This is a genomic window from Streptomyces sp. NBC_01689 (genome assembly GCF_036250675.1).
In the GTDB taxonomy this organism is placed as follows: Bacteria; Actinomycetota; Actinomycetes; order Streptomycetales; family Streptomycetaceae; genus Streptomyces.
Genome location: NZ_CP109592.1, coordinates 6,386,131 through 6,409,277, shown reverse-complemented (window position 1 = coordinate 6,409,277; position 23,147 = coordinate 6,386,131). Strand labels below are relative to the sequence as shown.

The 23,147-nt window shown below is 69.5% G+C and carries 18 protein-coding genes and 2 tRNA genes; 3 read left to right on the top strand and 17 right to left on the bottom strand.

Annotated elements, in window-relative coordinates; translation table 11 throughout:
- Nucleotides 1-171: 171 nt before the first annotated feature.
- The 9 genes from rodA to OG776_RS27260 form a co-directional block, all read right to left on the bottom strand.
- On the bottom strand, nt 172-1,368 hold the full coding sequence (gene rodA, locus OG776_RS27300) for a rod shape-determining protein RodA (RefSeq protein WP_148013960.1): 1,197 nt from the start codon (nt 1,366-1,368) through the stop codon (nt 172-174).
- Nucleotides 1,365-3,623 (bottom strand): penicillin-binding protein 2, encoded by a 2,259-nt coding sequence (gene mrdA, locus OG776_RS27295; protein WP_148013961.1) that lies wholly within the window; start codon nt 3,621-3,623, stop codon nt 1,365-1,367. The genes rodA and mrdA overlap by 4 nt, the downstream gene beginning before the upstream one ends.
- Nucleotides 3,624-3,721: 98 nt before the next feature.
- Nucleotides 3,722-4,390: a rod shape-determining protein MreD gene (mreD, locus tag OG776_RS27290; RefSeq protein ID WP_148013962.1), complete on the bottom strand. Its 669-nt coding sequence runs from the start codon at nt 4,388-4,390 to the stop codon at nt 3,722-3,724.
- Nucleotides 4,391-4,402: 12 nt separating this feature from the next.
- Nucleotides 4,403-5,347: a rod shape-determining protein MreC gene (gene mreC / locus OG776_RS27285; RefSeq protein WP_329322681.1), complete on the bottom strand. Its 945-nt coding sequence runs from the start codon at nt 5,345-5,347 to the stop codon at nt 4,403-4,405.
- 183 nt (nt 5,348-5,530) lie between these two features.
- Entirely contained in the window at nt 5,531-6,550 is a 1,020-nt protein-coding gene (locus OG776_RS27280) for a rod shape-determining protein (RefSeq protein WP_081217257.1), read from the bottom strand.
- 324 nt (nt 6,551-6,874) lie between these two features.
- A complete protein-coding gene (gene ndk, locus OG776_RS27275; RefSeq protein WP_148013964.1) occupies nt 6,875-7,288 on the bottom strand; it encodes a nucleoside-diphosphate kinase in 414 nt (137 codons plus the stop codon).
- Nucleotides 7,289-7,415: 127 nt separating this feature from the next.
- The gene (locus OG776_RS27270) at nt 7,416-7,775 is read right to left on the bottom strand and encodes a DUF4233 domain-containing protein (protein ID WP_148013965.1); all 360 of its coding nucleotides are present in this window, start codon (nt 7,773-7,775) and stop codon (nt 7,416-7,418) included.
- A gap of 5 nt (nt 7,776-7,780) precedes the next feature.
- A complete protein-coding gene (folC, locus tag OG776_RS27265) occupies nt 7,781-9,322 on the bottom strand; it encodes a bifunctional tetrahydrofolate synthase/dihydrofolate synthase (RefSeq protein ID WP_148013966.1) in 1,542 nt (513 codons plus the stop codon).
- Nucleotides 9,323-9,609: 287 nt separating this feature from the next.
- A complete protein-coding gene (locus OG776_RS27260) occupies nt 9,610-12,240 on the bottom strand; it encodes a valine--tRNA ligase (RefSeq protein WP_329322680.1) in 2,631 nt (876 codons plus the stop codon).
- 135 nt (nt 12,241-12,375) lie between these two features.
- Between OG776_RS27260 and OG776_RS27255 the strand changes: the two genes are divergently transcribed.
- A complete protein-coding gene (locus tag OG776_RS27255) occupies nt 12,376-13,359 on the top strand; it encodes a hypothetical protein (RefSeq protein WP_329322679.1) in 984 nt (327 codons plus the stop codon).
- A 78-nt stretch (nt 13,360-13,437) separates the two neighbouring features.
- Here the strand turns inward: OG776_RS27255 and clpX are convergent, their stop codons facing one another.
- The 5 genes from clpX to OG776_RS27230 form a co-directional block, all read right to left on the bottom strand.
- On the bottom strand, nt 13,438-14,724 hold the full coding sequence (gene clpX / locus OG776_RS27250; protein WP_148013969.1) for an ATP-dependent Clp protease ATP-binding subunit ClpX: 1,287 nt from the start codon (nt 14,722-14,724) through the stop codon (nt 13,438-13,440).
- Nucleotides 14,725-14,884: 160 nt separating this feature from the next.
- Nucleotides 14,885-15,565, bottom strand: coding sequence for an ATP-dependent Clp protease proteolytic subunit (locus tag OG776_RS27245; protein ID WP_148013970.1), 681 nt, complete (start codon nt 15,563-15,565; stop codon nt 14,885-14,887).
- Nucleotides 15,566-15,692: 127 nt separating this feature from the next.
- On the bottom strand, nt 15,693-16,298 hold the full coding sequence (locus OG776_RS27240; protein ID WP_060897745.1) for an ATP-dependent Clp protease proteolytic subunit: 606 nt from the start codon (nt 16,296-16,298) through the stop codon (nt 15,693-15,695).
- Nucleotides 16,299-16,831: 533 nt separating this feature from the next.
- Entirely contained in the window at nt 16,832-18,217 is a 1,386-nt protein-coding gene (tig, locus tag OG776_RS27235; protein WP_148013971.1) for a trigger factor, read from the bottom strand.
- A 228-nt stretch (nt 18,218-18,445) separates the two neighbouring features.
- Nucleotides 18,446-18,522 (bottom strand) — tRNA-Pro (locus OG776_RS27230).
- Nucleotides 18,523-18,674: 152 nt separating this feature from the next.
- Between OG776_RS27230 and OG776_RS27225 the strand changes: the two genes are divergently transcribed.
- Nucleotides 18,675-18,745, top strand: a tRNA-Gly gene (locus tag OG776_RS27225).
- 501 nt (nt 18,746-19,246) lie between these two features.
- On the opposite strand, the gene OG776_RS27220 is transcribed toward OG776_RS27225, so the two are convergent.
- The gene (locus OG776_RS27220; RefSeq protein WP_054231893.1) at nt 19,247-19,441 is read right to left on the bottom strand and encodes a hypothetical protein; all 195 of its coding nucleotides are present in this window, start codon (nt 19,439-19,441) and stop codon (nt 19,247-19,249) included.
- 634 nt (nt 19,442-20,075) lie between these two features.
- Between OG776_RS27220 and OG776_RS27215 the strand changes: the two genes are divergently transcribed.
- Nucleotides 20,076-21,272, top strand: a complete 1,197-nt coding sequence (locus OG776_RS27215) for an acyltransferase family protein (RefSeq protein ID WP_148013972.1) — start codon at nt 20,076-20,078, stop codon at nt 21,270-21,272.
- Between the two features lie 29 nt (nt 21,273-21,301).
- On the opposite strand, the gene OG776_RS27210 is transcribed toward OG776_RS27215, so the two are convergent.
- Both OG776_RS27210 and OG776_RS27205 read right to left on the bottom strand, forming a co-directional pair.
- Nucleotides 21,302-21,757, bottom strand: coding sequence for an HD domain-containing protein (locus OG776_RS27210; RefSeq protein ID WP_261994983.1), 456 nt, complete (start codon nt 21,755-21,757; stop codon nt 21,302-21,304).
- 124 nt (nt 21,758-21,881) lie between these two features.
- Entirely contained in the window at nt 21,882-23,075 is a 1,194-nt protein-coding gene (locus OG776_RS27205) for a PP2C family protein-serine/threonine phosphatase (RefSeq protein ID WP_148013973.1), read from the bottom strand.
- Nucleotides 23,076-23,147: the final 72 nt, after the last annotated feature.

Sequence of the window (23,147 nt, the reverse complement as noted above, 5' to 3'; positions counted from 1 at the left end):
GCGGCTCGGGAGTCCGGGGGTGCGGAGGTTCCGGGAGCCGAGGATTCCGGGGGGCCGAGGGTTCCGGGAACCAAGGGTTCTGGGGGCCGAGGGTTCCGAGGGGCGGACGGTCCCGGCGGAGGCCGAGGGGCGGCACGCCCCTCGGACCGCTCCCGCCCGACCGCCGGAGGCCTAGGCCGACATGGGCCGTTGGACCCTGATCGACTGCAGTAGCCCCACCGCCACCCAGACCGCGAACATCGACGAACCTCCGTACGAGACGAACGGGAGGGGGAGGCCGGCGACCGGCATGATGCCGAGCGTCATGCCGATGTTCTCGAAGGCCTGGAAGGCGAACCAGGCGATGATGCCGGCGGCGACGATCGTGCCGTACAGCTCGGTGGTCTCGCGGGCGATACGGCAGGCCCGCCACAGGACGACGCCCAGCAGGAACAGGATGAGGCCGGCGCCCACGAAGCCCAGTTCCTCGCCCGCGACCGTGAAGACGAAGTCCGTCTGCTGCTCGGGGACGAACTGGCCCGTCGTCTGGGAGCCGTGCCCGAGGCCGGTGCCGAAGAGGCCGCCGGAGCCGATGGCGATCCGCGCCTGGTTGGTGTTGTAGCCGACGCCCGCCGGGTCGAGGTCGGGGTTGGCGAAGGCGGCGAAGCGGTTGATCTGGTACTCGTCGAGGATCTTGAGCTGCCAGATCGCCACCGCGCCCAGCGCGCCCGCGCCGAGCAGGCCGAACACCCACCGGTTGGAGGCGCCGGAGGCGAGCAGCACACCGAGCACGATGATGACCGCGACCATGATCGTGCCGAGGTCGGGCATCAGCATCACGATCAGCATCGGGACCGCCGCGAGGCCCAGTGCCTGCACCACCGTGCGGTGGTCGGGGTACTGCTTGTCGCCCGCGTCCACCCGGGTGGCCAGCAGCATGGCCATGCCCAGGATGATCGTGATCTTGGTGAACTCGGCGGGCTGGAGCGAGAAGCCGCCCGCGACGAGCCAGTTGCGCTGGCCGTTGATCGTCGCGCCGAGCGGGGTGAGCACCAGCAGGATCATGAAGACCGAGAGGCCGTAGAGGATCGGGACCGCGGTGCGCAGGGTGCGGTGGCCGAGCCAGACCGTGCCGATCATCAGGGCGATGCCGATGCCGGTGTTCATGAGGTGACGGATGAGGAAGAAGTACGGGTCGCCCTGGTTGATCTCGGTGCGGTTGCGGGTCGCCGAGTAGACGAGGGCCGAACCGATCAGCGACAGGGCGACGGCCGAGAGCAGTATCGGCCAGTCCAGGCGGCGGGCCAGCGAGTCACGGGCGAGCAGCCGGGACATGCCGCCGCGCTCGGGCCCGTACCCGGAGACGGAGAAGTTGTTCGCTCCGGTCATGTCAGGATCCCCGTCCTCCGCCGCTTGCGCGGGCGCTGCGAGCGCCTGCGGGTGTCGCGGTTGCTGGTGTTCGGCGACGGCGTGGTGGCCCCGTCCTGGTTCTGGTCGGTGGTGCCGGAGGGGTCCTTCTTGTTGGCCTGCTGGTCCTTGGCCGGGTCCTTGGAGATCTCCGGGGAGTCGATCGAACCGTCGGGCTGGATCTTGGGAAGGCTCTTCTGCGGGGTGGGGAGCAGGGCCTTCTTCTTGTCGATGGCACCGTCGGGCGAGACGCCGTACAGGGCGTTGTAGATGTTGCGCACGGCCTCACCGGAGGCGCCGGAACCCGTGCCGGCCTGGGCGATCGTCATGACGATCGTGTAGTCCTTGGAGTACGTGGCGAGCCAGGACGTGGTCTGCTTGCCGTAGACCTCGGCGGTACCGGTCTTGGCGTGCAGCGGGATCTTGTCCTGCGGCCAGCCGCCGAACTTCCAGGCGGCCGTACCGCGGGTGACGACGCCTTCCAGGGCGGCGTCCATGCCCTTGAGCGTGGCCTTGCTGATCGGCAGCCTGCCGCGCACCTTCGGCTTGATCTCCTGGACGCTCTTGCCGTCGGCGCTGACGATCGCCTTGCCGATGGTGGGGGTGTGGACGGTGCCGCCGTTGGCGAGCGCCCCGTAGATCATGGCCTCCTGGATCGGGGTGACGAGGGTGTCGCCCTGGCCGATGGAGTAGTTGATCGAGTCGCCCTCGCGCATCTTGTTGCCTTCGAGGCAGTTCTCGTACGCGATCTTCTGGACGTAGTCGCCGTCCTTCTTGCCGGTCTTGCACCAGACGGACTTGTTGGCCTTCCAGTAGCTCTGCTTCCACTGGCGGTCGGGGACGCGGCCGGTGACCTCGTTGGGGAGGTCGACGCCGGTCTCCTTGCCGAGGCCGAACTGGTGGGCGGCCTTGTAGAAGTAGTCCTTCGGGGTCTTCTTCGGGTTGATCCCGCCGTCCTTCTTCCACTCGTTGTCGGCGAGGCCGTAGAAGACGGTGTCGCAGGAGACCTCGAGGGCCCGGCCGAGGGAGATGGGGCCGAAGTTCTCGCCCTCGAAGTTCTTGAAGACCTGGCCGCCCACGGAGTAGGAGCTGGTGCAGGGGTAGTGGCCGTCGAAGGCGTAGCCGGCCTCGACCGCGGCGGCCGTGGAGACGACCTTGAACGTCGAACCGGGCGCCGACTGACCCTGTATGGCCCTGTTGAGCAGCGGGTAGTCGGAGTCCTTGCCGGTGAGCTGCTTGTAGTCCTTGGCGGAGATGCCGCCGACCCAGGCGTTCGGGTCGTACGTCGGGTTGGACGCCATGGCGACGATCCGGCCGGTCTTGGCCTCCATCACGACGACCGCGCCGGAGTCGGCCTTGTAGTTCTCACTGGTGATCTTGTCGTACTGGGTACGGGCGATCTTCATCGCCTCGTTCAGCTCGTACTCGGCGACGCGCTGGACGCGGGCGTCGATGCTGGTGACGAGGTTCGCGCCGGACTCGGCCTTGTCGCTCTTGGCCTTGCCGATGACGCGGCCCAGGTTGTCGACCTCGTAGCGGGTGATGCCGGCCTTGCCGCGCAGTTCCTTGTCGTACTGGCGTTCAAGGCCGGAGCGGCCGACCTGGTCGGAGCGGAGGTACGGCGAGTCGGTGTCCTTGGCCTGGGTGATCTCGGCGTCCGTGACCGGCGAGAGATAGCCGAGGACCTGCGCGGCGTTGGACTTGCCCGGAGCCGCGTAGCGCCGTACCGCCTCGGGCTCGGCGGTGATGCCGGGGAAGTCCTCGGAGCGCTCACGGATCTGCAGCGCCTGCTTGGCGGTGGCCTCGTCCGTGATGGGGATCGGCTGGTAGGGCGAACCGTTCCAGCAGGGCTGCGGGGTCTTCGCGTCGCACAGCCGGACCTTCTGGATGACGTCCTCGGGCTTCTCGCCGAGCACGCCGGCGAGCTTGGTCAGGACCGCCTTGCCGTCGTCCTTCATCTTCAGCAGGTCGGTGCGCGAGGCGGAGACCACGAGCCGGGTCTCGTTGTCGGCGATGGGCACACCGCGGGCGTCGAGGATCGAGCCGCGCACGGCGGGCTGGACGACCTGCTGGACGTGGTTGCCGGAGGCTTCCTTGGCGTACTCCTGGCCGTTGCGGATCTGGAGGTACCAGAGGCGGCCGCCGAGGGTGCCGAGGAGGGAGAGCACGAGAATCTGGATGACGACGAGTCGGATCTGGACCCGTGGGGTCCTGCCGGTCTCGGGGATGTTGGTCACTGCTGCTGCCTCCCCCTCTCAGTGTGTGTACGAGACATACGAATACCCGGTCAACCTGTGTGTGCGAGCCACGGCGCCCGGAGTGAACTCCTCTGCGGTCACAGTCGCTTGACCCCCTTGATGCGCCCCGCGCGGGCGACCCGCGCCCGGGCCGCCTTCACCCGCATGCCGCGCTGGCTGCCGATGCGCAGGCCGGTGCCGGAGGCGAGCCATCCCGAGGAGACGTCGGCGGCCTTGGCGGACGCGCCGGACTCGGCGAGCGGATTGTTCTCGGCGCGCCGGGCCAGTGCCATCAGCCCCGGGACCACGAAGGGGGCGAGCAGCAGGTCGTACAGCGCGGCGGTGAAGAGCAGGCTGCCGAGGCCCACGTGGCGGGCCGCGGTGTCGCCGACGAGGGCGCCGACGCCCGCGTAGAGCAGGGTGGAGCCGACCGCGGCGGCGACGACCACGGCCATCGGTCCGGTCGCGGACTTGAGCTGGCCGTTCTCGGGCTTCACCAGACCGGCGAGGTAGCCGATGACGCACAGCACGAGGGCGTAGCGCCCGGCCGCGTGGTCGGAGGGGGGCGCGAGGTCGGCGAGCAGGCCCGCGCCGAAGCCGATGAGGGCGCCGCCAACATGGCCGTAGACCATCGCGAGGGCCAGCACGGTCAGGAGGACCAGGTCCGGGACGGCGCCGGGGAGGTGGAGACGGGCGAGGACGCTCACCTGGATCACCAGGGCGACGACCACCAGGGTGGTGGAGAGCAGCATCCGGTTGAGACGCATGGGATTCGGCTCCTACTGCTCTTGCTGCTGGCCGTCGAAGGGGGCGTTCGCCGAGGGGGTGACCGTGACGGTCACGGTCGGCGTGGGCGTCGGTCTGGGCTTGGGGGGCAGGACCTCGTCGCGGGGGTCCTTGCGGGGTGCCTGGACGACGACGCCGACGATGTCGAGCTTGGTGAAGGAGGCGTACGGCGTCACGTAGACCGTGCGGGTCAGGCCGCCGCCGGAGGGGTCGACGCGGGAGACCACGCCGACGGGCACGCCGGGCACGAAGGGCTTGTCGGCCTGCGAGCCGAAGGTGACCAGCCGGTCGCCCTTCTTGATCTTGGCCTTGCCGTTGAGCAGTTCGACCCGCAGCGGGCGGTCGCCCTGGCCGGAGGCGAAGCCGAGTTCGTCGCTGGACTCCATGCGGGTGCCGACCGTGAAGTCGGGGTCGTTGGCGAGCAGGACGGTGGAGGTGTCGGGGCCGACGGTGGTGATGCGCCCGACCAGCCCGTCCCCGTTCAGAACGGTCATGTCGCGGGTGATGCCGTCGTTCGCGCCGACGTCGATCGTCACGGTCCAGGAGAAGCCCTGGGCCGCTCCTATGGCGATGACCTGGGCGCCCTTGATGCCGTACTGTCCGTCGCCGGCCATGCGCAGCATCTTGTCGAGCTGGCCCAGCCGGCTGCGGTTGCGGTCGTCGCTGCCGAGTTTCGCCTTCAGCGCCGCGTTGTCGTGTTCGAGCCGGGCGACACGGTCGTGCCGGTCGTCCGAGTCGCGCACCGCGGTGATCGCGTTGCCGACGGGGTCGACAGCGGAGGACACCCCGTTCTCGATCGGGCCGAAGACCGTCGCGGCGGCCTGGCGGGCACCCTGGACCGGTGAGTCCTCTCCGCCCCGGATGTCCACCGTGATCAGAGCGAACGCGATGGCGATCAGCAGCACCAGGAGCAGCCGGCTCTCTCGTGTGTCCCTCACGTGCGGCGGCCGTGCCTTCCTCGTCGGAATTCGTCGGACCCAAAGAGGGCAGCCCGCGCGGCTGACCGTGGGGCCTCCCCAAGAGGCTGCCCCAAGAGGCTCTTTGGGTGAGCTTATGCCTCTATATCAACGATCCGCCGTACGAGAGGAGATCATCTCGTACGGCGGAACCGAAGAGTTACCTCATCTGCGCGGCTGGGCGTCCAGCACCTGCTGGAGCGCCTCGAACTCCTCGACACACTTGCCGGAACCGAGGGCGACGCTGTCCAGCGGGTCCTCGGCGATGTGGATCGGCATGCCGGTCTCGCGGCGCAGCCGCTCGTCGAGACCCCGCAGCAGCGCTCCGCCACCGGTCAGAACGATTCCTCGGTCCATCACGTCGCCCGACAGCTCCGGCGGGCACTTGTCGAGGGTCGTCTTGACCGCGTCGACGATCGCGTTGACCGGTTCCTCGATCGCCTTGCGGACTTCGGCCGCGGAGATGACGACGGTCTTGGGCAGGCCGGAGACGAGGTCCCGGCCACGGATTTCGGTGTGCTCGTCAGTGTCGAGGTCGTACGCCGAACCGATCGTGATCTTGATCTGTTCCGCGGTCCGCTCACCGAGGAGGAGGCTGTACTCCTTCTTGATGTGCTGGATGATCGCGTTGTCCAGCTCGTCGCCCGCGACGCGGATGGACTGGGCGGTGACGATGCCGCCGAGCGAGATCACCGCGACCTCCGTGGTGCCGCCGCCGATGTCCACCACCATGTTGCCCGTGGCCTCGTGGACCGGCAGGCCGGAACCGATGGCCGCGGCCATGGGCTCCTCGATGATGTGCACCTGGCGGGCGCCGGCCTGGGACGACGCCTCGATGACTGCACGGCGCTCGACGCCCGTGATGCCCGAGGGCACACAGACGACGACGCGAGGACGGGCGAGGTAGCGCCGCTTGTGGATCTTCAGGATGAAGTAGCGGAGCATGCGCTCGGTGATCTCGAAGTCGGCGATGACACCGTCCTTCAGCGGACGCACGGCAACGATGTTGCCGGGGGTCCGCCCGATCATCTTCTTGGCCTCCGCGCCGACCGCGAGAATGCCACCGGTGTTGGTGTTGATCGCGACGACGGACGGCTCGTTGAGTACGATCCCGCGACCCCTGACGTACACCAGCGTGTTGGCGGTCCCGAGGTCGACAGCCATGTCACGGCCGATGAACGACATTGAGTTCCCCATCAGGATTCGTCTGGCCTTCCCAAGTGGAGCTTTGACGGCTTTTTAGGTAGGCGAGGTGGGTGCTGTGACGTGAAGGCTTACATCGTAGACGCGCCTGCACGGACACTGCGCGAGGGTCTTCGCCATTGTCAGCATGTGCGGCGCCGCCCCGCTTGTGGAGACGGGCCATCGGGGGCACGCGTTCCCCCGATCGCCACGCATATGCCACAGGTCGGCCGGAAATTCCGCCGCCGCCCCGGAGAGGACATCCGGATGCCGGGACGGCCCCACGGAAAATTCGCGGAAAATTAGCGCGCGCGGGGTCCGCGGAACTCAGCCGCGGCCGGGGAAGAAGATCTTCAGCTCGCGTTCCGCGGACTCCTCGGAGTCCGAGGCGTGGATCAGGTTCTCGCGGACGATCACACCGAAGTCCCCGCGGATCGAGCCCGGGGCGGCGGCGATGGGGTCGGTGGGGCCGGCCAGCGCGCGCACCCCTTCGATGACCCGCTCGCCCTCGACGACCAGCGCCACGACCGGGCCGGACGCCATGAACGCGACGAGCGGCTCGTAGAACGGCTTGCCCTTGTGCTCGCCGTAGTGCTGCTCCAGCGTGTCCTGGTCCAGCGTGCGCAGCTCCAGCGCGGTGATCTGCCAGCCGGCCTTGCGCTCGATGCGGCTGATGATCTCGCCGGTCAGGCCGCGACGGACGGTGTCGGGCTTGAGCAGGACGAGGGTGCGCTGGCTCACGGTGGTGCTCCTTCAGGTCACGAGTGTGCGGGTGACCGAGGCTACAGGGCGTGTCGGGGTGGGTGTCACGCAGAGTCAGGTGATACGCGGGACCCCCTGACTCACGCGCGGGCCGCGGGCACGTCCGTCACACGGCGTGCCCCTCCGCCTCCGCCTCCGCCTGCGCGGCGAACCGCGCCTTCGCCTCGTCGATCTTCCGGCCGTAGTGCACCGAGGCCCACCACAGCGCCGCGAAGACCGCGCCCAGGAAGAACATCGAGGTCACGAAGAAGCCACTGGCGATCAGCACGATCTGCAGGGCCCACCCGAGCTGCACGCCTCCGGGCCGGGTGATCATGCCACAGAGCAGGAGGCTCAGCACCATGACGATCCCGCTGACCGTCCAGACGGTGGCCGTGGACAGGCCGGGGTCCTTCATGGCGACCAGTCCGGCGAAGCCGACGACGAAGAACTCGCCGATCAGGGTCGAAGCACAGAGCGTACGCACGGCGGTCAGCGCCTTCCCAGCAGCAGTCGGGCCTCGCCGACGGTGATGACGGAACCGGTGACGAGGACGCCGCCGCCGGAGTACTCGCCCTCCTCCTCGGCCAGGGTGATCGCGGCCTCGATCGCGTCGTCGAGGCGCGGCTCGACCTGCACCCGGTCCTCGCCGAAGATCTCGACGGCGATCCCGGCCAGCTCGTCCACGTCCATCGCGCGGTGACTGGAGTTCCGGGTGACCACGACCTCGGCGAAGATCGGCTCGAAGGCCGCCAGCAGCTCCCGTACGTTCTTGTCGGCGCTGGCGCCGACCACGCCGATCAGCCGGCTGAAGTCGAAGACCTCGCTGACCGCCTCGGCGGTGGCGCGGGCGCCGGCCGGGTTGTGCGCGGCGTCCAGGACGACGGTCGGCGAGCGGCGCACGATCTCCAGGCGGCCCGGTGAGGTCACCGAGGCGAAGGCCTTGCGGACGGTGTCGAGGTCCAGGCTCTGCGCGTGCGCGGCACCGACGCCGAAGAACGCCTCGACCGCGGCGAGCGCCACGGCGGCGTTGTGCGCCTGGTACGCGCCGTGCAGCGGCAGGAAGATCTCCTCGTACTCACCGCCGAGCCCGCGCAGCGTGACCAGCTGGCCGCCGACGGCGACCTGCCGGGACACGACTCCGAACTCCAGGCCCTCGCGGGCCACGGTGGCGTCGACCTCGACGGCCTTCTTCAGCAGCACCTGGGCCGCGTCCACCGGCTGCTGCGCCAGGATCACCGTCGCGTCCTGCTTGACGATGCCGGCCTTCTCGGTGGCGATCTCGCCGGGTGTCGTGCCCAGGCGGTCGGTGTGGTCGAGGTCGATGGGGGTGACGACCGCCACGGCACCGTCGATCACGTTGGTGGCGTCCCAGCTGCCGCCCATCCCGACCTCGACGACGGCCACGTCCACGGGGGCGTCCGCGAAGGCCGCGTACGCCATGCCCGTGAGCACCTCGAAGAAGGAGAGGCGGTACTCCTGCTGGGCGTCGACCATCTCGACGTACGGCTTGATGTCCTCGTAGGTCTCGATGAACCGCTCGGCGGAGATCGGGGTCCCGTCGAGGCTGATCCGCTCGGTCACCGACTGGACGTGCGGGCTGGTGTACCGGCCGGTGCGCAGGTCGAAGGCGCCGAGCAGGGCCTCGATCATGCGTGCGGTGGACGTCTTGCCGTTCGTTCCGGTGATGTGGATCGAGGGGTACGCGCGCTGCGGCTCGCCCAGCACGTCCATCAGCGCGGCGATGCGGCTGACGGACGGCTCCAGCTTGGTCTCGCCCCAGCGGGTGGCGAGATCGGCCTCCACCTCGCGCAGCGCCCTGTCGACCTCGGGGTCGGCCGGGCGGCCGGGCACGTCGGCCCGCTGCGCGGCGCTGCCCTGGGCGCGCAGGGTGCGGCTGCCGGCCTCGATCACCGCGAGATCGGGGTCGCGGTCCGTCTCGGCCGCGACGATCTCGTCGAAGAGACCGTTCGGATCACGCGGTTCCGGTTCGTCTGACTCGCTGCTGTCGTCGTACGGGGGGAGCTCACTCACGCCTCCAGTCTACGGAGCCGTGCCCCTCCGGGGGTTCCCGCCCCCGCCGGCCCCGTGTCCTGGGCACCGCTCGCCCACGGGGACCGGCAGGGGGCGCTGTGCCTCCTGGACCCCCGCTTCGGCCTGAACGGCCTCGTCCTCAAACGCCGGACGGGCTGAAACCCGGGGGCGAAGCCCCGCTCAAGGGGCGCGGGGAACCACGCGACCGGCCCCCGCCCACCCGCACCCGAGGGACGACCGAGCCCCCCGGAACCTCAGACCTCAAAGATCCCGGAGGGCCCCGTGGCCTACGCCTGCGGCAGCCGCTCCAGCTGCGTCCGGATGCGGGCGATGTCCTCGTCCGCCTTGGCGAGCCGCGTCCGGATCTTCTCCACGACCGGGTCCGGCGCCTTCGCGAGGAACGCCTCGTTGCCGAGCTTGGCCTCGGCCTGGGCCTTCTCCTTCTCGGCGACGGCGAGGTCCTTGGCAAGCCGCTTGCGCTCGGCCGCCACGTCGATCGTGCCCGACAGGTCGAGCGCCACCGTGGCACCGGCGACGGGCAGGGTCGCCGTGGCCGCGAAGGACTCCCCCTCCGGCTGCAGCCGCAGCAACTGCCGGATGGCCGCCTCGTGCGGGGCCAGCGCGGTCCCGTCGAGGGTCAGCCGGGCGGGAACCCGCTGGCCCGGCTGGAGGCCCTGGTCGGCGCGGAAGCGGCGGACCTCCGTGATGACCTGCTGGAGCGTCTCGATCTCCCGCTCGGCGGCGGCGTCACGGAAGCCGCTGTCCTTCGGCCAGTCGGCGACGACCACCGACTCGCCCCCGGTCAGCGTCGTCCAGAGGGTCTCCGTCACGAACGGGACGACCGGGTGCAGGAGGCGGAGGGTCACGTCGAGGACCTCGCCGAGCACCCGGCCGGAGATCCGCGCCGGCTCGCCGCCCGCCATGAACGTCGTCTTGGACAGCTCGACGTACCAGTCGAAGACCTCGTCCCACGCGAAGTGGTACAGCGCGTCGGAGAGCTTCGCGAACTGGAAGTCCTCGTAGAACGCGTCGACTTCGGCCACGGTCTTGTTCAGCCGCGACAGGATCCACCGGTCGGTCGCCGACAGCTCCTCCGGCTCCGGCAGCGGTCCCTCGACCGTCGCGCCGTTCATCAGCGCGAAGCGGGTGGCGTTCCAGATCTTGTTGGCGAAGTTCCGGGACGCCTGGACCCAGTCCTCGCCGATCGGCACGTCCGTACCGGGGTTGGCACCGCGCGCGAGCGTGAAGCGGACGGCGTCCGAGCCGTACTTGTCCATCCAGTCGAGCGGGTCCACGACGTTGCCGAACGACTTCGACATCTTCTTGCCGCGCTCGTCACGGACCAGCCCCGTGAGGGCGATGGTCCTGAAGGGCACCTCGCCGTCCATCGCGTACAGACCGAACATCATCATCCGGGCGACCCAGAAGAAGATGATGTCGTGGCCGGTGAGCAGGACGTCCGTCGAGTAGAACTTCTCCAGGTCCGGGGTCCGCTCCGGCCAGCCCAGCGTGGAGAACGGCCACAGGCCGGACGAGAACCAGGTGTCCAGGACGTCCGTGTCCTGCTTCCAGCCCTCGGCTTCCGTGCCCGGCGGCTCCTCGTCGGGGCCGACGCACACGACCTCGCCCTCCGGGCCGTACCAGACGGGAATCCGGTGGCCCCACCACAGCTGCCGGGAGATGCACCAGTCGTGCATGTTGTCGACCCAGTCGAAGTACCGCTTCGACATGTCGGCGGGGTGGATGGCGACCCGGCCGTCGCGGACGGCGTCACCGGCCGCCTGGGCGAGCGGGGCGACCTTGACCCACCACTGCATGGACAGGCGCGGTTCGACGGTGGTCCGGCACCGCGAGCAGTGGCCCACGGAGTGGACGTAGGGGCGCTTCTCGGCGACGATCCGGCCCTGCGAACGCAGTGCGGCGACGATCGCGCTGCGCGCCTCGAAGCGGTCGAGGCCCTGGAAGGGGCCGTGGACGGTGATGACGGCCCGCTCGTCCATGACCGTGATCGACTCCAGGCCGTGGCGCTGGCCGATGGCGAAGTCGTTCGGGTCGTGGGCGGGGGTGACCTTCACGGCACCCGTGCCGAACTCGGGGTCGACGTGGGTGTCGGCGACGACCGGGACCGTACGGTCCGTCAGCGGGAGCTTGATGCGCTTGCCGACCAGGTGCCGGTACCGCTCGTCGTCCGGGTGGACGGCGACCGCCGTGTCGCCGAGCATCGTCTCGGCGCGGGTGGTGGCGACCACCAGGGTCTCGTCACCCTCCCCGTACCGGATGGAGACCAGCTCGCCGTCGTCCTCCTGGTACTCGACCTCGATGTCCGAGATCGCGGTCAGACAGCGGGGGCACCAGTTGATGATGCGCTCGGCGCGGTAGATCAGCTCGTCGTCGTAGAGCTTCTTGAAGATGGTCTGGACGGCCTTGGACAGGCCCTCGTCCATGGTGAAGCGCTCGCGGTCCCAGTCGACGCCGTCACCGAGGCGCCGCATCTGGCCGAGGATCTTGCCGCCGTACTCCTCCTTCCACTGCCAGACGCGCTCGACGAACTCCTCGCGGCCCAGGTCCTGCCGCGACTTACCCTCCTCGGCGAGCTGCTGCTCGACCTTGTTCTGGGTGGCGATGCCGGCGTGGTCCATGCCGGGGAGCCAGAGCGCCTCGTAGCCCTGCATGCGCCTGCGGCGGGTCAGCGCGTCCATCAGCGTGTGCTGGAAGGCGTGGCCCAGGTGCAGCGAGCCGGTGACGTTCGGCGGCGGGATGACGATGGTGTACGCGGGCTTGTCGCTCTTCGCGTCGGCCGCGAAGTAACCCCGTTCTACCCAGCGCTCGTACAGCTTCCCCTCTACCTCGGCCGGCGCGTACTGGGTCGGCAGATCGGAAGTGGGCGCTGCTTGCGGCTGCTGAGAGTTCTCGGTCACGGGGCCAGTTTAGGGGCGTCACGCCCGTGTCCCGAAACGGGATTACTTCGTAACGGTGCGGTCCCCGGAGACCTGGCCCCTCCGGCCGTGCGCCAGGATGTCAGGAACACATAAGCATCTGGAGGGGAACCCAGAATGAGCCACAACCAGCCGGGCCCGTACGGCGGGCCGCCCCAGCAGCCCGGACCGTACGGTGGTCAGCCGGGGCAGCCTGGCCCGTACGGCCAGCCGCCGCAGGCACCCCAGCCCGGCTACGGTTACCCGGCGCAGGCTCCGGGGACTCCCCCGCAGCCCGGCTACGGCTACCCCCAGCAGGCTCCCCAGGCACCCCAGGGCGTCCCGCCCCAGACGCCCCCGTACGGCCAGCAGCCCTACGGCCAGCCGCCTTACGGCCAGCCGCCTTACGGCCAGCAGCCTCCTCACGGCCAGCCCTACGGCGCCCCGATGCCGCCCGTCCCCGGCGGCGGCAAGAAGAGGACCGGGCTCATCATCGGCGCGGTGGCCGTCGTCGCCGCGATCGCCGTGGGCGCGGCCCTGCTCCTCGGCGGCGGAGGGGGCGGCAGTTCGGTCGCCGACGACGGCGCGCACAAGCTGACCGCGCCGGCGGTGGTGATCGACGGCACGTACAAGAAGAGCGGCGACGCCAAGTCCGGCACGATGTCCAAGTCCGACATCAAGGACGCCGAGAGCTGGGGTGTCGAGAACCCCAAGGACATCAGCGCGACCTACCAGAACGGCAGCCCCCTCAACGGCAAGCTCGTGACGTTCAGCGGCGTCTACGGCAGCATCGACGACCCGGAGAAGGTCATCGACGCCATGTTCGCCAACACCGAGAAGGAGTCCAAGAAGGGCTCCGCCTCCGACGGCAAACTCGTCGGCAGCCCGCAGAAGATGACACCCGCGGGCTTCAAGAACGGTGTCATGAAGTGCCAGTTCGTGGAGACCGAGGCCAACTCGAAGACGACCCGGATGCCGATCTGCATCTGGGGTGACCACAGCACGGTCGCCTACGTGGTCTCTTACGACATGGCTAGCGTCCTCAAGGGCAAGAGCGGTTCGATGGACGTCGCGGCCGAGACGGCCAGCAAGCTCCGCGACGACGTCCGCGTCAAGCTCTGACCGTTCGCGCGGACCACGAAGGGCCCCGGTCGTCCGACCGGGGCCCTTCGTCATGTGCCTGGTGTGTCCATCCACGGGTTACGCCGTCTTCTGCTCCCCGGAGCCCCGGCCGCGGGCGTCCCGCGGGATGAGGGTGGGGTTGACGTTCGACAGGACCACGTCGGCCGTGATGACGACCCTCGCCACGTCCTTGCGCGAGGGGACCTCGTACATCACCGCCTGGAGGACCTCCTCCATGATGGCGCGCAGGCCGCGCGCGCCGGTCTGGCGGAGGATGGCCTGGTCGGCGATGGCCTCGAGCGCCTCGCGCTCGAAGTCCAGCTCCACACCGTCGAGTTCGAAGAGACGCTGGTACTGCTTGACGAGCGCGTTGCGCGGTTCGACGAGGATCTGGAGGAGCGCCGCGCGGTCGAGGTTGTGGACCGACGTGATGACCGGGAGGCGGCCGATGAATTCGGGGATCATGCCGAACTTGACCAGGTCCTCGGGCATGACGTCCTCGAACTGGTCCTTCTCCTCCAGCTCGCGCTTCGAGCGGATCGTCGCGCCGAAGCCGATGCCCTTCGCACCCGCGCGGGACTCGATGAGCTTCTCCAGGCCCGCGAAGGCGCCGCCCACGATGAACAGGACGTTCGTCGTGTCGATCTGGATGAACTCCTGGTGCGGGTGCTTGCGGCCGCCCTGGGGCGGGACCGAGGCCGTCGTGCCCTCGAGGATCTTCAGCAGTGCCTGCTGGACACCCTCGCCGCTCACGTCGCGCGTGATCGACGGGTTCTCGCTCTTGCGGGCCACCTTGTCGATCTCGTCGATGTAGATGATGCCCGTCTCGGCCTTCTTGACGTCGTAGTCCGCTGCCTGGATGAGCTTCAGCAGGATGTTCTCGACGTCCTCGCCCACGTAGCCCGCCTCCGTCAGCGCCGTCGCGTCGGCGATGGCGAACGGGACGTTGAGCATACGGGCGAGCGTCTGCGCGAGCAGGGTCTTGCCGGAGCCCGTGGGACCCAGCAGGAGGATGTTGGACTTCGCCAACTCGATGGCGTCGTCCCGGTTCTGGCCGCCGCCGTTCTCACCCGCCTGGACCCGCTTGTAGTGGTTGTACACCGCGACCGAGAGGGCCTTCTTGGCGGCCTCCTGGCCGACGACGTACCCCTCCAGGAACTCGTAGATCTCGCGGGGCTTGGGGAGTTCCTCCCAGCGCACCTCGCTCGTCTCCGCGAGTTCTTCCTCGATGATCTCGTTGCAGAGATCGATGCACTCGTCGCAGATGTACACACCGGGGCCTGCGATGAGCTTCTTGACCTGCTTCTGGCTCTTGCCACAGAACGAGCACTTGAGCAGATCGCCGCCGTCACCGATGCGTGCCACGGTGTGCTTCCCCTTCGCCTGGGAGACGCCTAGGTCCAGCGGCTCCTGGTGCTGCCTTATGAACGACGGTACCTTGCCGAGCCCCCCGTTCGGGCCCCCCTTGGCGTGGTTCACTTTGTCGTGAACCGCGCCAAGGAGCGGCAGACGATACAGCGGTACGTCAGACGACCGCGGAATTGTTCATCTTGCGGGTGGAGATGATCTGGTCGATCAGCCCGTACGCCAGCGCGTCCTCAGCGGTGAGGATCTTGTCGCGCTCGATGTCCTCGCGGATCTTCTCGATCGGCGTGGTCGAGTGCTTGGCCAGCATGTCCTCGAGCTGCGAGCGCATCCGGAGGATCTCGTTGGCGGCGATCTCGAGGTCCGAGACCTGGCCGCGGCCGGTCTCGCTGTAGGGCTGGTGGATCAGCACACGGGCGTTCGGGAGCGCCATGCGCTTGCCCGGCGTGCCGGCGGCCAGCAGGATCGCGGCGGCCGAGGCGGCCTGGCCCATGCAGACCGTCTGGATGTCGGGCTTCACGAACTGCATCGTGTCGTAGATCGCGGTGAGCGCCGTGAAGGAGCCACCGGGGCTGTTGATGTAGACCGAGATGTCACGGTCGGGGTCCATCGACTCCAGGCACAGCAGCTGCGCCATGACGTCGTTGGCGGAGGCGTCGTCGATCTGCACGCCGAGGAAGATCACGCGCTCCTCGAACAGCTTCGCGTACGGGTCGTACTCACGCACGCCCTGCGAGGTGCGCTCGACGAAGCGCGGGATGACGTAGCGGGACTCCGCACGAGGACCGGTGTACTCGGCCTGCGTGCGGGCGTAGGGGCCGCTGCCGGGGAAGTCGTTCACTGTGTCTCCTGAAGAGCCTGGAAAGGGCTGAGGCGGTCGCCCGGGGGCGCTGGGGGCTCCTGCGCCGCCCCGAGAGCGGATGGCGGCGGGTGGGGCCCCACAGCCGCCCTGGGGGCGCTGAGGGGCTTTACGCGGCCCCGGTGCCGCCGCCGCCCGGCATACCGGCAGCGGTGGGCATGATGTCGTCGATGAGGCCGTACTCCTTGGCCTCGATCGGGTCGAACCAGCGGTCGCGGTCCGAGTCGCGGGTGATCTGCTCCACGGTCTGGCCGGTGTGGAAGGAGGTCAGCTCCGCCATGCGCTTCTTCGTGTGCAGCAGCCGCTCGGCGTGGATCTTGATGTCCGAGGCCGAGCCGGCGAGGCCGGCCGACGGCTGGTGGATCAGGATCTCGGCGTTCGGCAGCGCGAAGCGCTTGCCGGGGGTGCCGGCGCTGAGCAGGAACTGGCCCATCGAGGCGGCCATGCCCATGGCGATCGTCACCACGTCGTTCTTGATGTACTGCATGGTGTCGTAGATCGCCATGCCCGCGGTGATCGAACCGCCGGGGCTGTTGATGTAGAGGTAGATGTCCTTGTCCGGGTCGGAGGCAAGGAGCAGCAGCTGCGCCGTGATCTTGTTGGCGATGTCATCGTCGACCGCCTGGCCGAGGAAGATGATCCGCTCGCCGAGCAGTCGGTTGTAGACCTGGTCGCCGAGGCCACCACCGATGGGGTCGCCGGCAGCTGTGGGCATCAGATTCGTCACGTATCCACCTGCTCGTCTTACGACGGCGCCGGGCCGTCTCACGTCTTCTGCTGGGGGCGTGGGACCCCGGTGCAACACCGCTCCGGGCGGCTTCGGGGACTCCCCTGCCCTCGTATTCATGGACCCTAACGCGCTGGTCCCTCCGGGGAATCCCGCAGAAGGAACTGTTCGCTGTGAGCGCATGCGCCGCGCCGCTCTGAGCGGGGTCGCGCGGGCCCCTGGGAGGCCCGGGGACCGGAGCGCCGGCCGCCGCGGGCCGTGGTGGTGTCCGCGGCGGCCGTGCGCCGTCCGGTGCGTCCGGTCGCGGGGCGCCCGGCCGGGTTCCGCGCGCCCCCGGCGGGCCGGCGGCGGGCGCCCGGGGTGGGCGCGAAGGGACGGGAAGGCGGGGACACGGGAGGCGGGGACGGGCACCGGGCCGGGCGGGGTGGCGGAAGACGGACGGGCCCCCGGGGACTCGGAAGTCCCCGGGGGCCCGTCACGGCGTACCGGTGAGGCGGTCGGGCCTCGGTCCGCGGAGGCGATCAGGCCTCGGGCTTGTCCTCGGTGGCCTCGGCCTCGACGGCCTCGGCGGTCTCCGTGGAGCCCTCCGTCTCGTCCTCGTCGTCCAGGTCGACGATCTCGCCGTTCGTGTCCTTGACCGTGGCGGCCTCGACGACGACCGCGAGCGCCTTGCCGCGGGCGACCTCGCCGACCAGCATCGGGACCTGGCCGCCCTCGACGACCGCCTGGGCGAACTGGTCGGGGGACATGCCGGAGGAGGCCGCGCGCCGCATGAGGTGCTCGGTGAGCTCCTCCTGGTTGACGTTGAGCTTCTCCTTGTTGACGAGCTCGTCGAGGACGAACTGCGTCTTGATGCCCTTGACCGCGGCTTCCTTGGTCTCGGCGTCCCACTCCTCCTCGGTCTTGCCCTGGATCTCCAGGTACTTCGCGAGGTCGAGGCCCATCTGGCCGAGCTGGTGGTGCTCCAGGTTGTGCTTGCGGGTGTTGATCTCGTCCTCGAGCAGCTTCTCGGGGACGGGCACCTCGACCAGCTCGAGCAGCTTCTCCAGGACGCGCTCCTGGGCCTGCGTGGCCTGGTCGTACTCCTTCATGTTCTCGAGGCGCTTGCGGCTGTCCGCACGGAGCTCCTCAAGGGTGTCGAACTCCGAGGCGAGCTGCGCGAAGTCGTCGTCCAGCTCGGGGAGTTCGCGCGCGGCGACCTGGGTGACCTTGACGGTGACCTCGGCCTCCTTGCCGGCCGCGGAGCCGCCCTTGAGCTCGGAGGTGAAGGTGGTCTCGCCACCGGCCTCCAGGCCCTTGACGGCCTCGTCGATGCCGTCCAGCAGCTCGCCGGAGCCGATGGTGTAGGAGACGTCGGAGGCGACGCCGTCCTCCAGCACCTCTCCGTCGACCTTGGCCTCCAGGTCGATCGTCACGACGTCGCCGTCCGCGGCGGCGCGCTCGACCGGCGAGGTGGACGCGAAGCGCTCACGGAGCTCCTCGACGGCCTTCTCGATGTCCTCGTCGCTCACCGCGATGGCGTCGACCTCGACCTCGATGCCGGAGTAGTCCGGGATCTCGATGGCCGGGCGGACGTCGACCTCGGCGGTGAAGTTCAGCGTCTCGCCGTCCTTCAGCTCGGTGATGTCGACCTCGGGCTGGCCGAGGACGTTCAGCTCAGCCTCGTTGACCGCTTCGGTGTAGAACTTCGGGAGCGCGTCGTTGACGGCCTCTTCGAGCACGGCGCCGCGACCGAACCGCTGGTCGATGACGCGCGCCGGGATCTTGCCCTTCCGGAAGCCCTTCACCGTGACCTGCTGGTTGATCTTCTTGTACGCCGCGTCGAGGCTGTCCTTGAGCTCCTCGAAGGGCACCTCGACAGTGAGCCGAACCCGGGTCGGGTTCAGGTTCTCCACGGCGCTCTTCACGGTTCGGTCTCCTTGTGGCTGACTTCTTGGGGGTACTGCTGCGGGGTTCCGCCGCGTGCGTCCGCCCGGTCGGTCGGGCGGAGCCTCGGTGGATTCACGGGCCCTTGAGAGACGTGACAGTGCAGACACACGGGCGCGCAACCTGCATAGTAACCGCAGGCGGTACACGCCCCAAAAGGCGATCTTGCGATCCCGGCCATCGGGCTTCGGGCCGCCGGATGCCGCTGGTGGTCGGGGTGGCGGGATTTGAACCCACGGCCTTCCGCTCCCAAAGCGGACGCGCTACCAAGCTGCGCCACACCCCGTCGGTGCGACACGTAGGGTACATGCCCGCAGGCAGTGCGGCCGCCGCATTTCACGGGCGCCCGCGAGGCGCCGGAACGGAGTGTGCGCCGCGGGGGTGCGACCCGCTAGGATGCGTTCAGCGCCGCGGTCACTGACCTGCGGTGCGATGTGTGCGGGCGTAGCTCAATGGTAGAGCCCTAGTCTTCCAAACTAGCTACGCGGGTTCGATTCCCGTCGCCCGCTCTTACGGCTCAGGGCCAGGTCGGAGGATCACTCCTCCACCTGGCCCTGACGCGTTTCCGGCGCCCCGACCGGGATCCCGGAGGAACGCGAGGGGATGCGAAGACATACATAGGGGCGCGCGCACGGCACACAGGGAGTGAACGTCGCGCGGGCGGCGCGTACGGCGCGGCGGAGGAAGCGACACGTGCGACGCGTGCGGCGCCGGCCGGCCGACGCGGGGAGAGCCGCACGGTTCGCGCGGGGAAGGGTGCGCGTGCGACGGGGCACGGGGCCCGCGGAAGCAGCGGCGCGCCGCGGCCGGGGAGCGGCGGGCAGGGCCGGGCGACGGTTCGGCCGACGAGGGGCCGGCACGTCGTGCGCGGGCCGTGCCGCGACCGGACCCGGGGCCGGACCTCACTCCCGGGCCGGGGACCACCGCCCGGGACCGCCGGTCGAGGACGGTCGGGTCCAGGACGGTCCGTCGAGCGCGGTCGGCGAGATCCGCCGGACAGCGACCGCCGGTCAGAAGCTGATCGAGTTGATGGTCTGCGCTATCGAGTCGAGGAACCGTTGGATCGACGGAGCCATGCCGGTCGACGCGAGGAAGAAGCCGAAGAGCACCGCGACGATCGCGGGCCCCGCCTTGATCGATCCTCCCCGTATCAGCACCACGAGGATGATCGCCAACAGCAGTACCACTGACAGCGAGATGGCCACAACTGATCACACCCTACGGTCGGTTCGCTCTCCCGGCCCGGGGATGCAACCCCTCGCACCCCCGCCAGAACCATCGTGCCACCAACGCGGCTCCCGTATGCCGCGGGTGACACATCGTCGGTCGCGGAGCCCTGGAGCCCAACCGGCGGCCGCGTCCGCGAACAGGTGAACCGCGTTGGCCCGCAGAGCAATTCGAGTGCGCGTCGGCCAGGAAATTCAGCAAGATCGTTTCCATGTCCACACATCTCACTCTCAGGGAATTCTAATTGTCGCCGCGGTCACAGTGAGGGCCTTGCCCGGCGACCGCCAACAGGCCACTAAAGACTAATGAACCGGACATTCCACCAGAGTCGCCCGCGAACGTTATGCACTGTTTAGTCATGAAGAATGAGGACAGACCCTCCACACAACAACCCCATACGGCAGGCGAATCGGTATGCGGACCGGGTTGCGAACCGACAGGCACACATCTTCAAATGCGGGGTACACGCAGCGCATATACAGGAATGACGTCGAAGGTTTTACGAAGACACACACACGACGCTAGGGTGCCTCAGATGTTCCACGCCGCCTCGCCCCCCGCAAGCGCAGCAACGTTCCGGACCCTCTCCCTCCGAGCCTGGTGGGAGGGTCTGTGACGAACTCACTCCGACCCGACAGCCGGCAGCGAGCGCCCCTCCCCCCGGCACAGCAGCCGTCCCAGGGGGTGCCGGGTCCGCGCTCACCACAGCACCGGTCCGCGCCGCACGCCACGACGGGAACGGCCGGGTCCGCCGCCCCGGCCGCGAAGCCCGCGGCGCAGCGCGACGCGTTCTTCGACAACGCCAAGTACCTGGCGATCGTGCTCGTGGCCATGGGCCACGCCTGGGAGCCCCTGAAGGGCCAGAGCCGCGTCCTCGAGGCGGCGTACACGGTCGTCTACTCCTTCCACATGCCGGCGTTCATCATCATCTCCGGCTATTTCAGCCGCAGTTTCGACATGCGCCCCGACCGTCTGAAGCGGCTGGTGACCGGCGTCGCCGTCCCCTACGTCGTCTTCGAGGTGTCGTACGTCCTCTTCAAGCGCTGGGCCGACGGCGACACCTCGCTGCCGATCAGCCTGATGGACCCCTGGTACCTCACCTGGTTCCTGTGCGCGCTGTTCATCTGGCGGCTGACCACCCCGCTGTGGAAGATGGTGCGTTGGCCGCTCCCGGTCGCGCTCGTCGTCGCCATGCTCGCGTCCGTCTCACCGGACATCGGTGACGACCTCGACCTGCAGCGCGTGCTCCAGTTCCTCCCGTTCTTCGTGCTGGGCCTGATCATGAAGCCCGAGCACTTCCAACTGGTGCGCCGGCGTGAGGTCCGGATCCTGTCGGTGCCGGTGTTCGCCGCCGCGCTGGCAGTGGGCTGGTGGGCCGTGCCGCGGATGAACACCGCGTGGTTCTACCACCGCGACAGCGCGCAGGAACTCGGCGTCCCGTGGTGGGTGGGCCCGGTGATGGTGTTCGCGCTGTTCGGCTGCTCGCTGCTGCTCACCGCGTGCTTCTTCTCGTGGGTGCCGCGCCGCCGGATGTGGTTCACGGCACTCGGCGCGGGCACGCTGTACGGCTATCTGCTGCACGGGTTCCTGGTCAAGGCCGGCACCTACTGGGGCTGGTTCGACCACGCGTGGCTGAACACCCCGCTCGGCGAGGTCTCCGTGACGCTCGTCGCCGCCACGGCCGTGACCCTGCTGTGCACGGCACCCGTCCGCCGGGTCTTCCGCTTCGCGATGGAGCCCAGCATGGACTGGGCCTTCAAGCGGGACGCCACCGAACTGGCCCGCGAACGCGCCAAGGCCAAGGCCTAGGCCGTGTCCGGGCGGGCCGCGGGCCCGGCTCAGTCCGGGGGCAGGCCGAGCAGGGCCCGCATGGCGGCGTACTTCTTCGTGAGCCGTGCGCGGGTGTGCTCGTCGAGGACCGCGAGGCGGGCCGGGTCGCCGTTGTGCGCCAGGTCCGAGGCCTTCACCAGGAGGGCGCCGGGAGTCGTGCGGATGCGCTTCGCGTACGACTCCGGGGGCTCTCCTTCGTGTTTGGTGAGGGCCAGCACGATGTCCCGTGTGCGAGCGGGCAGCGCGGCCTCGCGCAGCCAGTCCTCGGAGAGCACGTCGTCCTCGACGGCGTCGTGCAGCCAGGCCGCCGCCAGTTGCGCCTCGTCGCCACCGCGCTCGCGCACCCCGTCCGCGACGGCCTGCAGGTGCTCGGCGTACGGCCGCCCCGCCTTGTCGGTCTGGGCGGAGTGCGCCGCGCGGGCGAGGGCCTCTATCTCGGCCAGGGTCAGGAGAGTCTGCGTCACGCCTCCAGTGTCTCCCGCCGCGGGGCCGCACGGGCCGGTACCGGGTCCGCCGTCGCACCGGTCCCGCCGTCCGTCGCACCGGGCGTCCGGACAACGCCGCCGGGGCGCGTCGCGGGACAGTGGGTCAGCGGGACGGGAGGTCGGCGGGACGGGCCGGGGCGGGGGCCTCGCGGCAGATCAGCAGCAGCGCCCGGTCGTCGTTGACGTCCTTCGCGACGGCCTCGATGAGATGCCAGGCGGCGCCGTGGAAGCCCCCGGCGACATAGCGGTCGGCCTCGCCGGTGAGGCGGTCGATGCCCTCGACGATGTCGCGGTCGGAAGTCTCCACCAGCCCGTCCGTGAAGAGCATGAGGACGTCACCGGGCCGCAGCGAACCCTTCACGGAGTCGAACTGGGCACCGTCGTAGACACCGAGCAGCGGTCCTTCGGCCGCCTTCTCCTCCCAGCGCCCGCTGCCCGCGCTGAGCTGCAGCCCCGGCGGGTGTCCCGCGGAGAACAGCTCGTAGTCGCCGGAGTCGAGGTCGAGGACCAGGTGGATGGAGGTGGCGAAGCCCTCGTCCCAGTCCTGCCGCAGCAGGTAGCCGTTGGCGGCGGGGAGGAAGGCGTGCGGCGGGAGCGAGCCCAGCAGGCCGCCGAAGGCGCCGGACAGGAGCAGCGCCCGCGACCCCGCGTCCATGCCCTTGCCGGACACGTCGGTGAGGACGACTTCCAGGGTCCGGCCGCCGTTCGTACGGGCCGCGACCACGAAGTCGCCCGAGAAGGACTGGCCGCCGGCCGGACGCAGCGCCATCTCGCGATGCCAGCCCAGCGGCAGCTTCGGCAGCTTGCTCTGGACCCGGATGCGCTCGCGCAGGTCGAAGAGCATGGTGCCGCCGCGGCGCCACGGCACCCCCACCCGGCTGCGGAACTGGGCGATCAGCAGACCGAAGAATCCGCAGGCCGCGACGACGAGGACCACACCGGGGGTCACCCGCGACGGGCCCTCCGTGTACGGGCCGAGCTTCACGGACTCCACTATCAGCGCGGTGGCGGCGGCCGCGTAGAGACCCAGCAGGCTCGCGGGGCGCAGCAGGAGGCCGCCGGCGACGATCGGGAGGACCAGCGCGGCGGGTGAGCACCAGACCGAGTTGACCAGTGTGGTCGCCGCGATCAGCGGGATCGTGAGCAGCAGACCGGCCAGCGCGATCCAGTCGGAACCGTCCCCGCGGAAGTAGTCCACGGCGGATCTGCGCAGCGCGGTGCGGGCCCGGTGCCACTGCTTCCTCAACCGGGCCGTGAACGTCTCGGCCGCCGCGCGCCGCCCTCGTCCTGCTGCCATTAGCTCGGGACCCTATCCATCGGACCAGGTGCTTGGCACGGGAGGTCCCACTTGTCCCCCGTCCGAGCGCTC

Excerpts from the sequence above, each read along its gene's own strand:
- OG776_RS27280 (WP_081217257.1), bottom strand. The coding sequence starts at position 6,550 with ATGTCGTTCATCGGCCGTGACATGGCTGTCGACCTCGGGACCGCCAAC.
- rodA (WP_148013960.1), bottom strand. The coding sequence starts at position 1,368 with ATGACCGGAGCGAACAACTTCTCCGTCTCCGGGTACGGGCCCGAGCGC.
- OG776_RS27205 (WP_148013973.1), bottom strand. The coding sequence starts at position 23,075 with ATGGCAGCAGGACGAGGGCGGCGCGCGGCGGCCGAGACGTTCACGGCC.
- OG776_RS27255 (WP_329322679.1), top strand. The coding sequence starts at position 12,376 with ATGAGCCACAACCAGCCGGGCCCGTACGGCGGGCCGCCCCAGCAGCCC.
- mreD (WP_148013962.1), bottom strand. The coding sequence starts at position 4,390 with ATGCGTCTCAACCGGATGCTGCTCTCCACCACCCTGGTGGTCGTCGCC.
- OG776_RS27240 (WP_060897745.1), bottom strand. The coding sequence starts at position 16,298 with ATGCCCACAGCTGCCGGCGACCCCATCGGTGGTGGCCTCGGCGACCAG.